At 51.8% G+C, this 12104-nt stretch carries 13 protein-coding genes; 7 read left to right on the forward strand and 6 right to left on the reverse strand.

What is annotated here, in order from left to right; translation table 11 throughout:
* Nucleotides 1-59 precede the first annotated feature (59 nt).
* Both K2F33_RS20350 and K2F33_RS20355 read right to left on the reverse strand, forming a co-directional pair.
* Nucleotides 60-692 carry a GyrI-like domain-containing protein gene (locus K2F33_RS20350; protein WP_263878389.1) on the reverse strand — a complete coding sequence of 211 codons (633 nt, stop codon included), beginning with the start codon at nucleotides 690-692 and terminating at the stop codon, nucleotides 60-62.
* A 69-nt stretch (nucleotides 693-761) separates the two neighbouring features.
* Complete coding sequence (locus K2F33_RS20355) at nucleotides 762-1736, reverse strand: helix-turn-helix transcriptional regulator (RefSeq protein WP_263878390.1); 975 nt, start codon at nucleotides 1734-1736, stop codon at nucleotides 762-764.
* A gap of 169 nt (nucleotides 1737-1905) precedes the next feature.
* Between K2F33_RS20355 and K2F33_RS20360 the strand changes: the two genes are divergently transcribed.
* The 4 genes from K2F33_RS20360 (at nucleotide 1906) to K2F33_RS20375 (ending at nucleotide 6036) form a co-directional block, all read left to right on the forward strand.
* Nucleotides 1906-2253: a hypothetical protein gene (locus K2F33_RS20360; protein WP_263878391.1), complete on the forward strand. Its 348-nt coding sequence runs from the start codon at nucleotides 1906-1908 to the stop codon at nucleotides 2251-2253.
* A 500-nt stretch (nucleotides 2254-2753) separates the two neighbouring features.
* A complete protein-coding gene (locus K2F33_RS20365) occupies nucleotides 2754-4199 on the forward strand; it encodes an ABC transporter substrate-binding protein (RefSeq protein WP_263878392.1) in 1446 nt (481 codons plus the stop codon).
* A gap of 94 nt (nucleotides 4200-4293) precedes the next feature.
* Nucleotides 4294-5187, forward strand: coding sequence for a carbohydrate ABC transporter permease (locus tag K2F33_RS20370; protein WP_145132459.1), 894 nt, complete (start codon nucleotides 4294-4296; stop codon nucleotides 5185-5187).
* Between the two features lie 15 nt (nucleotides 5188-5202).
* On the forward strand, nucleotides 5203-6036 hold the full coding sequence (locus K2F33_RS20375) for a carbohydrate ABC transporter permease (protein ID WP_076171549.1): 834 nt from the start codon (nucleotides 5203-5205) through the stop codon (nucleotides 6034-6036).
* Nucleotides 6037-6219: 183 nt separating this feature from the next.
* On the opposite strand, the gene K2F33_RS20380 is transcribed toward K2F33_RS20375, so the two are convergent.
* The gene (locus tag K2F33_RS20380) at nucleotides 6220-6756 is read right to left on the reverse strand and encodes a DUF1697 domain-containing protein (protein ID WP_076171551.1); all 537 of its coding nucleotides are present in this window, start codon (nucleotides 6754-6756) and stop codon (nucleotides 6220-6222) included.
* Between the two features lie 68 nt (nucleotides 6757-6824).
* Nucleotides 6825-7832, reverse strand: coding sequence for a tetratricopeptide repeat protein (locus tag K2F33_RS20385; protein ID WP_263878393.1), 1008 nt, complete (start codon nucleotides 7830-7832; stop codon nucleotides 6825-6827).
* A 219-nt stretch (nucleotides 7833-8051) separates the two neighbouring features.
* On the opposite strand from K2F33_RS20385, the gene K2F33_RS20390 reads away from it, so the two are divergent.
* Both K2F33_RS20390 and K2F33_RS20395 read left to right on the forward strand, forming a co-directional pair.
* Nucleotides 8052-8627: a TetR/AcrR family transcriptional regulator gene (locus K2F33_RS20390; protein WP_263878394.1), complete on the forward strand. Its 576-nt coding sequence runs from the start codon at nucleotides 8052-8054 to the stop codon at nucleotides 8625-8627.
* Nucleotides 8628-8629: 2 nt separating this feature from the next.
* Nucleotides 8630-9049, forward strand: a complete 420-nt coding sequence (locus K2F33_RS20395) for a DUF2785 domain-containing protein (RefSeq protein WP_263878395.1) — start codon at nucleotides 8630-8632, stop codon at nucleotides 9047-9049.
* A gap of 320 nt (nucleotides 9050-9369) precedes the next feature.
* Here K2F33_RS20395 and K2F33_RS20400 read toward each other — a convergent pair whose 3' ends face one another.
* Nucleotides 9370-10311, reverse strand: a complete 942-nt coding sequence (locus tag K2F33_RS20400) for a copper amine oxidase N-terminal domain-containing protein (RefSeq protein ID WP_263878396.1) — start codon at nucleotides 10309-10311, stop codon at nucleotides 9370-9372.
* Nucleotides 10312-10474: 163 nt separating this feature from the next.
* Here K2F33_RS20400 and K2F33_RS20405 point away from each other — a divergent pair, with 163 nt between their 5' ends.
* The gene (locus tag K2F33_RS20405) at nucleotides 10475-11089 is read left to right on the forward strand and encodes an NADPH-dependent F420 reductase (RefSeq protein ID WP_318670992.1); all 615 of its coding nucleotides are present in this window, start codon (nucleotides 10475-10477) and stop codon (nucleotides 11087-11089) included.
* 66 nt (nucleotides 11090-11155) lie between these two features.
* Here the strand turns inward: K2F33_RS20405 and K2F33_RS20410 are convergent, their stop codons facing one another.
* Nucleotides 11156-12034: a LysR family transcriptional regulator gene (locus K2F33_RS20410; protein WP_263878398.1), complete on the reverse strand. Its 879-nt coding sequence runs from the start codon at nucleotides 12032-12034 to the stop codon at nucleotides 11156-11158.
* Nucleotides 12035-12104 lie beyond the last annotated feature (70 nt).

A 12104-nucleotide genomic window follows, 5' to 3' on the forward strand; every position in this document is an offset into this window, starting at 1 on the left:
TCCCATGAGACGGGAGGCCAAGAGGATCGAAAAGTCCCCCTGCGGCTCAGGGGACCTGATCAGTTCTCCTGCTGGGTGACAGGATGCCGCAGGATGGTTCTCATTTTATGAGGGGGTGTTCTGCGCGGATCCGACAAATAAATTTCGTGATGCCGCCCTTTAGGTGTCAGGCGCTGGGCCTCGATATACTCGAAAATCTGCCGGATCGTTTCCGGCTCGGCACTGAACGGACCGACATGCAGCATCTGCACACAATCGCCCTCATACAGGCGTTCGAAGCTCACGAAGCGAAGGGGGGCAAGATGCGGTTTCTTGTTCACTGCCAGCATCCGGGCTTCTTCGAATCGTTCGCCCGATACATAGTCCGGCATCCGGATCAGCAGCTTCCACATCCAATCCTCCCTGGAAGCGTACATGGCGTCTTGTCCAGAATGGGACCTTGCCCACCAGAGTCCTTCGAGCTTGGCCACGGTAAAATCCTGCTCCTCCTGTTTACACATCCCTTTGATGCCATAAGCTACGGTATAGAGGGCTTCGGTCGCTTCAGCAAATCCTGGTCCGTTTGGATCTCCCTCACCGTCAATCGTGAGATAGGGGATCTCATCAAAATAGCATTTTTGCGGGACTTGAGGGGCGGAATAATACGAGGGGTACGCTTTGGTTAAATCCAGCTTGCGATTATCCAATTTCATAAGGTTATACTCCTTTCTTGTATTACAGGATAACCGCATCATACGACAACTTCCCTGACAGCTAGATTGTCAGGGAAGTTTAGGGCTTGTATGATGTTCGGCAATTTCGTGACAAAGTTCGGCGATCCGTTCTCCCAGCAGGGATGGTTCCAGCACAGATACCAGCGTACCGAAGGAAAGAAGAAGGTGGGGCATATAGGTCAGCATCACGGAGGGCGGCATTTCAAACCGAAGCTCCCGGTCCATGTGTTTGGTCAGAAACGGCTGCACGAAATATTGATTCCCGATAGACTCCAATACATCGAAATCGCCGCCAATTCGCACCGTAACCCAGGATGCATCCGTTTTCGAATAACCGGCCAAGGTATCCCTGGCCAGCTCAATAAACGTAACATCCTCCGGCCTCGCAAACGTTTCTTCCGTTACCTCCAGCTGCTCAATCCGGTCGACGCGAAACATTCGGACAGAACCCCGCAGCTCACAGTAAGCGGCGACATACCAGCGGTTCGTCCGGTAAGCCAAGCGGTAGGGATGGATGCGGCGCATCCGCTCAGCATCTCCAGTCGTATTGGCATATTGTATGCAGCACACACGGGAATGGGCTGCCGCTTCTTCAAGGTCGGAAAGTAACCGCTTAATCTCCCGGCTGGTTGAATAGGGGACGGCTTCCAGCCCGGCCTGGTGGCGCCTTAATTGTTCTCCTTGGTCCTCATTCAGCCGGTGGCTGATTTTATCGAGCGCATGTTCCAGAGCGTCCGCAAACGGATACCCTGCCTGGGAGGCGATCCGCGCGCTGTGAGCCATCGCTTTCAATTCATTGGTGTCAAAAAACAGCGGCGACTCCCGAAAGGAGTCCGGAAGAGTGTATCCGCCCCCATGACCCGGTTCCGCGACGACCGGAACGCCGCTCTGGCATAGGAGGTCGACATAACGGTAGACGGTGCGGACGCTGATTTCCAACGCTTCGGCCAATTGTTCCGCCGTCATTTTACCCCTCGAGCGCAAAAGCCACAGCAGCGACAGCATGTAATCCAGTTTGGGCATATGATGAGCCAGCCTTCCGTTTTTTATAGTAAAAATGCAAATAAATGGGATATTCATCCGTTCTCCGTTTGTATGATATTCCCACAGTACCATGGGCACGTCCGCGATGCAAAATCCATCCTAAAACCGCTTCGGCGCACATATGGTGTAGGTAGAAGGGAGTGGGAAGATGGACAAGATCGTAGACAGGTATTACCTGCTGAAGCAGCGGCAGAGAGAAACGGAGCAGGAGCTTAAGCAGCTTCGCGAAGAAATTACAGCCTATTGTGAGAAGCAGCAGGCCGAGCAGCTGGAGATTGGTGCCTACAAGGTGAAGCTGGTATCGCAAATTCGCAAGGAATACGATGATCAGAAGCTGTACGAAGCGCTGCCGGACCCGGATTTGTGGCGGCTGATGTCCAAAGCGGACGGATCGAAAATTTCCAGTCTGGTCCGCCTGCGTGTTATCCCGGAAGAGAGGCTGGAGGATACGTACGAGATCAAGCAAATCAAGCTGCTGCATGTGGATAAAATATAAATTCGAGATAGGAGGCTGCCCGGGTAAGGGCAGTCTTTTTGTTGATCCCGTATAGCTTCTCACACCAAGCCAAACAGCCTCTTCGAAGAGAAGCTGTTAGTTGCGTACCATATCGCAATCGATCGCAGCCAGCCGCTTACGACTTCAACAGACGTTACTTCTTCTCAAGCATCCTCCTCTTTTTGAAATGTCAACTAAAATTCATGCCCATTATAGATATCGCTTACATTGGGTGGCAATCAATGATTCGTGCAGCGGGTGTGCAATACGCGGAACTGGGAGAAGGTGTTGAATTTGTTGATGCAGCAGCGGATTGGTTTGTTGAAAGCGGAGATCGAAGAGATTTGCAGGTATCCTGTAAGTGAAATGGTTCTGTCCGGCCATCCCCAAAATGTTGTTATGAAAACCTGAAATGCTAATACACATACATAGTAAAGCGCTTTACTCCAAGGCTTCAAGGCAGAGATCCCAAGGCTTTACATCAAAAAGGAGGGGCAAGCATGGTCAAAGGGAAAAAGAAATGGCTGCTCGGATCCACCGCGCTCTTCTGCGCGTTAACGGTGGCGATGGCAGGCTGCTCAAGCGGCAGCGGCGGCACGAAGACGGCGGAGCCGGGAACGGATACGACTACGACCACGACTACCGGCAATACGGATTCTTCAGGCGAAGGAACCACCAAGACGAAAACGACGATATCGATCACTTACCGGGACGACGGAATCGGGGAGAAAGGCACGTTCTACAAATGGCTGAAAGAGCTGTCCGAATCGTATCCGAACAAGGATGTGGAAATCAAGCCGACACCGATTCAGGCGTCCGAAGGGGATTATTTTGCCAAAGTGGCTCTGGCGCTGAAGTCCAAGGACACCGCTCCGGATATCGTTACGGAGGATACGTTTATCCTCAATTCCGATGCCAGCGCCGGTTACCTGGAACCGCTGGATGACAAGGTCAAGGCTTGGGAGGACTGGACGAACGGCTCCTTTATCGAGGCGATGAAAAAAGGGGTTACGGCCAGCGACGGCAAGGTGTACGGAGTACCGTACAACACCGATTCGCGTGGACTGTGGTACAACAAAGAGATTTTCAAACAGGCGGGACTTCCCGAGGATTGGCAGCCAAAAACGTGGGACGACGTGCTGAACGCGGCCCGGACGATCAAAGAGAAAACGAAAGATGTCGTGCCGATCTGGATGAACATGGGCAAGGCGACAGGGGAAGCCACCTCGATGCAAACGTACGAAATGCTGCTGTATGGCACCGGGGAGCGTCTCTATGACAACGATACGAGCAAATGGATCATCAAAAGCCAAGGCATCATCGACGCGTTGACTTTCATCCAGACAGTGAACAAGGAGAAGCTCGGACCTCCGCTGTCCAAAGTGCTGAACGGCCAGGCGGGCAACACCGCGTCCCGCGAATATTTGCCGAAAGGCAAGCTGGCGATTTCGCTCGACGGATCGTGGATTACCGGCAACTACTTTGATACCGGTGCTGCGCCTTGGCCGGAGTATAAAGACGTGCTGGGCTTTGCCCCGATGCCGACCAGCAAAGGCCAGGATCCGGGTTCCATCACGCTCGCCGGCGGCTGGGCGCTGTCGATCCCGAGCAACGCGCAGCATAAGGACGAAGCATGGGACTTCATTAAGTACGCTTTGAACAAGGACAACACGAAAAAGCTGGTCATCGCTTCCGGCAACATTACCGTCCGTGCGGACGTCGCCAAGGATCCCGAATATACGGCTCAGCCGTTTAACGGCATCGCCACGGAATACCTGCAGCATGCCGAATTCAGACCGGCGCAGGACAAATATCCGGAAGTGTCCACGCAGATCCAGACGATGGTCGAAAGCGTCGCCACCGGAACCTCGCCTGCGGATGCAGCGAAGAAGTACGCGCAGGACGTAACCCGGATTGTCGGTGAGGACCATATCGTAGAGAAGTAATGGATCAAAGCTTGCTCATGCTGCTGCTTCCGGCGGGAAAAGCGCGTGGGCAAGCGGTTTTATTTTCAGCTTAGGGGAAGGAGACGTAACCTCGATGAGCAGTTTGACCGTATCTTCGGTGTACAAAAAAAGAAAGTCGTATACGTGGCTCTACTTCCTGCTTCCTTCAATCGCGATCATGCTCGTGTTTTTCATTTATCCGATCCTGTTAACGTTTTTCTATTCATTCACCAACCTGGCGTTGACGGGGGAAGCGGCCAAGGAACTGAAATTCGTCGGCTTCGACAACTATGTCCGCATGTTCCATGACCCCACGGTCCGGGTGAGCATTTGGAACACGCTGATCTTCCTGATCGGCTCGGCTGTCATCGGCCAGCAAGTGCTCGGATTTATCATTGCGCTCTTGATGAAGCACAAAAACCGGCTGTTTCGCCGGATCATCGGCACGATCGTTTTGGCTGGATGGGTCACGCCGGAAATCGTCTGCGCGCTGTGCTTATACAGCTTTTTCGGCGATGAAGGGACGCTGAATGCCATTCTCTCCTTCGTCGGGATCTCCGATGTGACCTGGCTTTATACCGTACCGATGCTGACCATCATTTTAGCGAACATTTGGCACGGCACCGCCTTTTCGATGCTGGTATTCCAGGCTGCACTCGACGACGTGCCGACGGAGATCGAAGAAGCGGCCGTCGTCGACGGCGCCTCCCGGCTGCAAATTTTGTTCCGGATCACCATCCCTTACATAAAGGACACCATTCTGACCAATATGATGCTCGTCACGCTGCAGACGCTGGGTGTTTTTGGCCTGATCTATGCGATGACGGGCGGGGGACCGGGAACGTCGACGACGACGCTGCCGATTTTTATGTACAACCAGGCCTTCGTCAATTACCAGCTCGGGTACGGCACGGCCATATCGTTGCTACTCCTCCTGCTGGGCATCGTGCTGAGCTTGTTCTACATCCGCTCGATGAAAGAGCAATAAATAAGGAGACTTCGTATGAACGCGAAACAACGCAATCTCATCTACCGTATTCTGCCGTATTTGATCCTTACCGTCATCGGGATCTGCTTTTTGCTTCCGCTGCTGTGGGTGCTGGTCGCGTCCGTCGATTCCAATGCGCTGCAGTCGCTGAAAATGCCAACTCGTTTCACCGGTGCGAACTACGGCGCCGTGATTACGAATGGCGAGAACCAGCGCGCTTTCCTGATCGGTCTCTTCATGTCACTCGGCCAAGCCGTCATCGTTGTCATTCTCGGTCTGCTGGCCGCATACCCACTGTCCCGGTATCAAATGAAATATAAGAAACCGTTTATGCTGACCATTCTGTTCATGACCTCGCTGCCGATTACGGCGGTCATGGTTCCCGTGTATCAGCTGTTTCTCAGCCTGAAGCTGTACAACAATATCTTTGGCGTCATTCTGTTCTATGTCGCTTCCTCGATGCCGTACGGCATTTGGATGCTGAAAAATTTCATGGATTCCGTGCCGAACGATATGGAGGAGGCCGCATGGGTCGACGGCGCCTCGGTGTTCACTGGCATTCGCAAAGTCGTAGCCCCGCTCATGATCCCCGGGATCTGCACCGTAGCCATCTTTACGTTCTCTGGAAGCTGGGGCAATTTCTTCGTCCCTTACATCCTGCTGCAATCCCCGGAAAACTTTCCGGCGTCGCTCAAGCTGTATCAGTTTTTCGGCCAATACGGCATGGCGGATTACGGCAAGCTGGCGGCATTCTCCGTGCTTTATGCGCTTCCGTCGGTCGTGCTGTATATTTTGTCGCAGCAGTTTATGTCCAAAGGATTTGGGCTGCAGGGAGGTACAAAGGGGTAAACGGTCGTTTTGTATTTAGTTGGGCTGGGCCGAGTCTACTTGCCGGGTCTATGTCATAAGACGTGAAAAAGCAGGCAGCGGAACGGGAACGTTCCTTTGCCTGCTTTTTTTGGTAAAGCGGGGTGTTTCCGGCGTGATAGCTTCTTCGTTAGATAGATTTCCAGTGGACGGGCTGCTGGCTGCTTACAACGTTTTGGCCAGCTCGTTCAGCTTATTCATCGTATTCCAGTTTCGCGACGTAGCCGGAGCGTCAGCCTTGGACAAATTCGCGGCAAGCTTGGAGTCCCGGATACTTTGCCGAAGCATCAGGTATACGACATCGCCGTCGGTGTGGAAGTCATCTCCGCCTTTGTCTAAGGCCGCCAGCTTGTCCAGCGCTTCTTGGCTGGGCTGGGTGGTGCGAATAGAGACATGGATGCTCTCACCTTCGCCCAAAGCAGAGGCGTCATATGGACATCCCGCAATGATCTTCTGCATTTCCTCCGCAGATTTCAGGGCGACCGATACCGGCTTGCCGATCGCCTTTTCCAAAAACTGCTCCATTTTGGACTTCAGTCCAAGCGGCTCTTCATCGCTTTTAAACAAGACGTTCCCGCTTTGAATATACGTTTTGACATCGTGAAAGCCCATGTCTTCGAACATTTTCTTGAGCTCGGTCATTTTCACCAGATTATGTCCGCCAACGTTAATGCCCCGCAGCAGTGCGATATATACTGTCATCCATCGGCCGCCCCGTTTCGTTTTTTAAAACAGTATACCATACATTTACTGGAATTCAGCATATGGATTCACGTGCGATCGTTCAATTGTTCCAGTCTTTCTTCTGCTCTGTGAACAGAAAGTGGGAGCTTGAGTTCATGCCCTAAATAGAGAGCTTTTTCATAATAAGTACGGGCGGTATCAGCCCTTTGTTGGGTGAGTTCAATATCGCCAAGGGTGAGGCAGGAGGAGGAAACGGCTCTTAGATAGCCCATCTCCTCTCCCAAGCGGGTGGCGGTTTCAGCATGCTGCCGAGCCGTTTCGATCTGGCCGCGTTTGAGGTAAATGTCGCTCAGCAGCAAATGATCCAGCGGCAAATGGGGCTTGAACCCTGCTGTTTCTCGCATGAATAAAGCGTGCTGTGCAAACCTTAACGCTTCGTCCAGGTCTCCGGATTGAAACGCATGGAAAGCAAAGTGGCGGGCAGGCTCGCTCTGCTCTAATGGAAAATGATTTTCCTCAGCGATTCGGGCTGCCCGGGCGTAATAATTCAGGGCCATCTCCTTCTTTTGCCAGCGTTCATACACGGTACCGATTTGAAAATACGATTCGCTTATACCGCGGTTGTCCTGAATTTCGACCCTCAGCTTCAATGCCAGCTCATGATAATTCAAAGCCTCCTTATATTGTCCTGCGGTGCTCTCGATCGTTGAGCTCGCATTCAGTTCAACAAAATAGTGGGCCGTACCAAGGGAGCTTAGCGCATCGGCCAGGCCTTTTCGGTCATTGGATTGCTCAGCGAGACGCCTGGCTTCGTTCAATATAGAAAACATAGGTTCCGGTTCGGCGTTAGTGTAGACGTATTCATTGGCTTGTATTTTGCCAAGCTGCAGCAAAATCGGAAAACGTAGGTGCTGCGCCTCGCAGATGCCGGTGATCGGGAGAAGCTGATTCAGGATGTGCAGCGCCTCCTTGGACCGCCCGTTCCAAAAGTATGCCGTGGTGATTTCAACAAGTTCTGTTATCGCGTTGTTGAATCTGCCGTCAAGATCACTTTTTGCTTCATGCATTGTGTCCGCTGTATATTCTTCCACCATTAAATTTCCCCTTTCATAGTTGAACGTAGATATTCACAAGAACATAAGGTGATATCCCTTTCTTCGCAGAAGTCAGTTGAGATATGATTATTTTAGGTCGGCGCAAGGAAGTGAACCATATACAAATCGCTGCCAGTGTTCAGTTTTGAACAGTAAGGAAGAATTGTTCAGCAGTAGGTCATTGATCATGAACGATATCCAACTATGGGAGGGATAGATATGGCATCCACAGATAAAAACGGTGATCGCAGAATCGAGCGCACACGTCAGCTGCTTCGGGAAGGTTTCGTCGAGATGATTCGGGAAAAGGGCTTTTCCGCCATGAGCGTGCAGGATATCGCGGAACGGGCGAATGTGAGCCGGGGGACGTTTTACTTCCATTACACGGATAAATATATGCTCCTGGAACATGTCATCCGGGACAACTTCGGCAAGCTGCTGATGAATGCCGTTTCGCCGAATTCTCCGTGGAACCGCGAAACAGCACGAAAGATCGTGATTGCCGTTCTTCAGTGCTTTGAGGGTAAATATAGCCACCGGCAGCCATCCAGCAGGGTACCGGTTTCAATTTTGGAGGAGACCATCCATGAAGAATTAACCCGTTATATCTCAGGGTTGATGAGGAATGATCCTGGATATCCGATTGATGATCCATTGCAGCTTAAGGCACGGGCAAGGGCCGTTAGTTGGGCTATTTTTGGTCCGGCCATTCAGTGGGCGCGAGAGCCGCGGACTATGTCCGAAGAACAGATGGCAGAGGTTATTTTGTCCGTGGTGGAAGTGGGGAGGAGGTAGCGTTGAAAAGGCGGCTTGAGGAGTTAATAGCCATATCAAAGGAGTCGATGACGCGTGAATTGGCCAACGAAATGATCTCCTTTATGCTGGAGAACATCGGTGCGACTGATCCCCGGCTTCGAGACGAGCTCATATACAGAACACTAGCCCGATGGATACATAACGATTTTTTTAACGAAGACCAACTGGAGCATATTCTGACTAAAGCTATTGATGATAACCATTTATTTTATCAAATTGGTGAAGTGTGCACAGATTCGGTGTTTAAACGTTCATTTTCGGCACTTGCTGCTGCTACTGTATTACAGAAAGACCAGATTGAAGTCCGACTTGACCGAGATACCGTAAGCAGGCTCCTTGAACGGGTCTGCCAGTATCTCGAAATGGAGCAGGATACGAGAGGATATGTGAAAAGATCGTAGAGAAGTGGATCTCGGCCTTTGGCTGCAAGGGATCGCTCATGATCTAGTTCGGATTCATGCTGATGAGGGAGCCACGTTATACTTTTTTCGCTCAAGAACGAATGTCATGAACTTTTTCAAGACATTGTATTTTTATCCGGCTGGTGAGGAGTACCGCAAAAATCTTGAAGGCCACATATTGATGCTTCAAAATATGATTTAAAAGCAAAAGTGCACTTAAACGAGTTCATTCGAGCTGAAATTCGGCAGAATGGCTGAGTTAGGTGCACTTTTGATTTATAGACTCCGCATGAATATCTACATGAAGTTATATGCAACATTCATTTCTTCACATCTGTCCGGACCTCATCGGGGAGCTTTAGAGTAAGGGTTCCGGACTGCTCCCGAATCTCCCCGTCTTGCGTCAGCTTATATGCCAGCTTGTTCAGCTTTCCATCCGGATCCAGACGTCCCGCTGTGTACGTATTGATGTTCACAATGCTGCCTTCGCGGTAATAAAAATAGGTCGTATCCTTCCAGGGTAACGGTCCGGTTGCGTCCGTAAATTTCTGCTGTGCAAACAGCTCCTCCACAGGTCTCACGCCCGGCGAGATGTGCGCCTGCCAGGTGACGATCTGCATCCCACCTTTTAACTCGATCCTAGACACCAGGTTGTCGGAGATGACGTAATACCGGGTGCCCACCCCTTGAGGGAAGAGAAGGATGGTGCTGAACCCTTCGGAAGTATGCTCGCTGCTCAAGGCTTCATGCTCATAATGCAGGCGACTGTTCATATCGAGCATCATCCGGCGGGCGTCGGCCAGGTCACCTGAATTCAGCACATCCAGCTGCATCGGATTCAGCGGAGACTGAAACGATACCGTCGTGCCCTTCACCTCCAGACGGTACCCCAGCCATTCGCTCCACAATCGCAGCGGTACATACATTTGATTGTGAATTTTCTGCATAGGCACATCCAGCTTGATTTTCGTCGACCCATCTCCCTGTTTCACCACAGCTGCGTTTTTACCAAGCGGAATCACAACCTTCTCCGACCATTTGCGGACGGTCGCTGTTTGGGTTTTGGCATCCCAGGAAACCGTTGCATGGATGGAATTGGCTAAGGTACGCAAGGGGACCAGCACCCGCCCGTCTTTCAGCATAGGTGTTGCGTTCGGGACTTCAACATTTTCCATATATACCTTGTCCGGAACAGCCGCATAGACGGACGAGCCTGACATGAGCAAGCATGCCGCAGTGATCGCCCCAATCATCTTTTTCATTCAAAGTTCACTCCTTTTTATCTAAGACGTCTGAATAAGGGAAGAGGTTACCGGATTAAAAATGTTGATGTCATGACTTGCGCTGGAGACGGCTCCAGCGATTAGAATGCTTGAGAGAGGGGCTTGCTCCCCCTCAATCTATCCATCGCAAAGGAGAATGACCATGAAAATAGGTGTGATCGGAACGGGACACATGGGTGGAACGCTCGGAAAAAAATGGGCCGCAGAGGGGCATGAGGTGATGTTCGGCACTCGGGATCCGTATCATGAGCGAATTCAAGCTCTGCTTCAGGAGGCCGGCCCTCAGGCACAGGCAGGAACCGTTCGGGAAGCAGCTGCTTTTGGCGAAGTCATCCTGCTGGCCGTGATGGCGGACCAAGTGGAAAGGGTGCTGGCGGAAGCCGGGGCTCTGGCCGGCAAAGTTTTGATCAACTGCACCATCCGTTTCGACGGGCAGTCGGCCGATATGGAGGTGCGTAGACTGGCGCAGGAGGCCAGGGTTGTCCGGGCATTCCATACCCTTACTTGGGAAGTGCTTGCCCAGCCCCGATACGAGGAGGGCAATGCCACCGTTTATATCAGCGGGGAGGATGACGAAGCAAAGGATACGGTTGCCCGGTTGTCCCGCGACATCGGGTTGGATCCGGTGGATGTTGGCGACTCCGAAAATATGGAACGGATAGATGCCGGGATCGGCATGCTATGGCAGGCACTATCGCCCTTGTTCGGGCGCGATTTCGGCTTTCGTCTGCTCCGGCGGGAATCGATGGATGCTTAAAACAGGTCGCACGACCGTCGTTACTCATCCGTGAATGTTAACTCAGGCCTGCATTTCGGTTTTCAGCTACGACAAAAAGCCGATAAACCGTTTGGATGCAGCCGAAAGAGGGACGTTTTTGAGCGTCGCAATCCCGATGTGCCGAAGTGGAATCGGCGGTGTCAAAGGGATTTCTACGAGCTTGCCCGAGGCTAGCTCTTCGGTGATGAATTGGCGCGTAATGAAGGTGAGCCCAAATCCGCTCTGGGCAAACTGCACTAAGAGATCAAGGCTGCCCAGCTCGAATTCGGGATGAAGGGTTGTGCCGTGCGCCCCGGCGTAGCTGTCAAGAAATCGGCGCGTACTTCCACCCGGTTCCAGAAGCAGCAGCGGGTACTGGTGAAGCTCCGCCAAAGGCAGCGGCTGCCGTGCTAATTCCGCATACTTCGGATGCCCGACAAGGCAGTCCTGCTGGGGAGCGCTTGGCCGAAAATCGATTTTGGGGTCGTCCGCAGGCAGATTCACGATCCCAAAGTCGATTTTTCCTTCTTTTAACAATGTGATCGTTTCCGGCGTCGTCCGGTTCGTGACATGCACCTTGATGTCAGGATACTGCTGGTGGAACTGTTCGAGGCATGGCAGCAGGTAATGTTTGCACAAGGTGTCGCTCGCTCCGATATGGATCTCCCCAAGCAGCAGATTCTGCATCTCGGTCATCTTCTTCTCCCCGATGTCCAGCATCTGCATAGCCTGTTCCACATAGCTGTACAACACTTCGCCTTCTGCGGTTAATGTGACTCCTTTTGCTGACCGGAAAAATAAAGCCCCGCCAAGAGCACCTTCCAATTGCTTTAACGTATGGCTGACCGCAGGCTGGGTAATATGCAGCTGCTCTGCCGCCTTTGTCAAACTGCCAAGCTTGGCCGTCCAGTAAAAAACACGGTACCATTCCATTTGAATATTCATTGTCATTACCTCAATTTATATCGATCATTATTAATATCAATTTTACTTATGTAACTAATCCAAATTATAA

The organism is Paenibacillus sp. PSB04 (assembly GCF_025809195.1).
GTDB lineage: Bacteria > Bacillota > Bacilli > Paenibacillales > Paenibacillaceae > Paenibacillus_AQ > Paenibacillus_AQ favisporus.